This window comes from Rhizobacter sp. (assembly GCF_031412075.1).
GTDB lineage: Bacteria > Pseudomonadota > Gammaproteobacteria > Burkholderiales > Burkholderiaceae_C > Rhizobacter.
In genome coordinates, this window is the sequence record NZ_JANOCG010000504.1 from 1 (window position 1) to 2,217 (window position 2,217).

Genomic DNA, 2,217 nt, shown 5'->3' on the forward strand with positions numbered 1-2,217 from the left:
AAGGTTCACCCGGTGGGCCGCGAGAAGAAAAAAGACCTGCTCGTGCACCTGATCAAGAGCAACGACTGGCACCAGGTGCTGGTCTTCACGCGCATGAAGCACGGCGCCAACCGCCTGGTCGAACACCTGGTGAAAGAAGGCGTGAGCGCGATGGCCATCCACGGCAACAAGAGCCAGAGCGCGCGCACCAAGGCGCTGGCCGACTTCAAGGCCGGCAGCCTGCAAGTGCTGGTGGCCACCGACATCGCCGCACGCGGCATCGACATCGACCAATTGCCCCACGTGGTGAACTACGAACTGCCCAACGTGCCCGAAGACTACGTGCACCGCATCGGCCGCACAGGCCGCGCAGGCGCGCTGGGTGAAGCGGTGTCGCTGGTGTGCGTGGACGAAAACGGCTTCCTGCGCGACATCGAAAAGCTGATCAAGCGCGAGATCCCGAAAGAGACCGTCCCCGGCTTCGAGCCGAGCCCCAACGAACGCCCCGAGCCCATCGTGCTGGGCCGCATGACGATCGGCGAAGGCGCCAGCCGTGGTGGCCACCGTGCAGGTGGTGGCGGTGGCGGCGGCGGACGAGGTGGCAACAGCAGCGGTGGCGGCGGTGGTCGTGGTGGCCGCAACGATTCGCGCAGCAATGATTCGCGCTCGGCGCCGCGTGCGCCGTCGCGTGATGGCCAAGCCCCGGCACGCGCCGCACAACCCGCAGCACGACCGCAGGGCCCGCGCCCCGAGCCGCGCCGCGATGGTGGCAAGCCAATGCCGCGTTTGACCACGCCGAAGCGCTGAGTACAGTGGCCCGCATGGCCGCTGAATCCATCGCTCCTCGCGTTGCACTCCTGGCGGGCAGCACCGGCCTCATCGGCCGGGCGCTGCTGCCGCTGCTGCTCGCGTCCCCGCGCTACGCCCAGGTGCATGCGCTGCTGCGTCGCCCTGCACCGGCCGAGCGGGCCAAGCTGCAGGTGCACGTGGTCGACTTCCAGGCCCTGCAGACGCTGCCACGCGTCGATGATGTGTTTATCACCTTGGGCACCACCATCAAGGTGGCCGGCTCGCAGGCCGCGTTCCGGCAGGTCGACTTCGATGCGGTGGTGAACACCGCCCGCGCTGCCAAGGCCGCAGGTGCCACACGGCTTGCGGTGGTGTCGGCCTTGGGGGCGGATGCGAACTCGCGTGTTTTCTACAACCGCGTCAAAGGCGAGATGCAGAGTGCGGTGAGTGCCCTCGGCTACAACTCGGTGGTCATCGTGCAGCCGTCGCTCCTGCTCGGCGACCGCAGCACGCTCGGCCAGCCGGTGCGTGCCGGTGAGGTCTGGGGTGGCCGTCTGCTGAGTTGGCTGCCCAGGAGCGTGCGCCCGATTGCCGATACACAGGTGGCCCAGGCCCTGTTGCGCGCCCTGGCCGACCCGAAAGCCGGCACCACCTTGCTGCGTTCCGGCGACCTCTACTGAGCTCGCGAACTGTCACAAGGTGTTTCCCCAGGGGGTTTAAAAGCCCCTGCCGCTTGCAGGTTGTCGCGCTGAAGGTGGCTCCTGCGCTAAAACCGTGTACCTTCGGCTCAAACTGTGGAGAAAGTCACATGAGTACCCCCTGGCACACCGCTTGGCAAGGCCCGGACGTCGTCGTGTTTCGCAACGACGTGGAGGTCGATCGTTTTGTTGCCGCGCAGATCGAGCGCGTGATCTTTGTGCACCGTGGCATGGGCGACAAGCCCGGCGACCTGCTGTTTGCCGTGGTCGAGTTGCCCGACGAGCACATCTTGCTGCCCGCCGACACCGGCTTTGCCGGCCGTGTGAACTTCGAGCGCCTGAGCTTCTGGGCCGAGAAGCAGTGCATCTACTGGGTGCCGGAACACAAGGCCTCGCTGCCGACGCGCCTGCGTCGCAGCCTGTGGCTGCTGCGACCCGGCACGCCGTTGTATGCCCGCCTGCCGCGCGCCGAACTGGCGCCGCGCATCGAGCAGTGGCCACTCGAGGGCCCGCAGACGTGGGAGCAGCGCAAGTGGATGCGCATTGCCATGGGCCGACCCTTCGCGGGGCTCAGCCCGATCGTCACGCAACCCGGTGAGCTCGCTGAGCCCGCCGCACCACGCCGACGTGCGTGAAGCCAGGCTGAATCGATCGATGTCATCGACCGAATCGAAGGCGTAAAAAAACCCGGCCGAGGCCGGGTTTTTCACGCGGAGCGAAAACGCTCAGGCAGCCGAAGCAGCCTTCTTCG

The 2,217-nt window shown here is 67.0% G+C and carries 3 protein-coding genes; all 3 read left to right on the forward strand.

Annotation, left to right across the window (positions count from 1 at the left end):
• Positions 1–786: helicase-related protein (locus tag RMO40_RS18645; RefSeq protein WP_309724586.1), on the forward strand; the 786-nt coding region annotated here is incomplete at its 5' end.
• 14 nt (positions 787–800) lie between these two features.
• Entirely contained in the window at positions 801–1,448 is a 648-nt protein-coding gene (locus tag RMO40_RS18650; protein WP_309724588.1) for an NAD(P)H-binding protein, read from the forward strand.
• A 128-nt stretch (positions 1,449–1,576) separates the two neighbouring features.
• Positions 1,577–2,101, forward strand: a complete 525-nt coding sequence (locus tag RMO40_RS18655) for a hypothetical protein (RefSeq protein ID WP_309724589.1) — start codon at positions 1,577–1,579, stop codon at positions 2,099–2,101.
• The last annotated feature ends 116 nt before the right edge of the window (positions 2,102–2,217 follow it).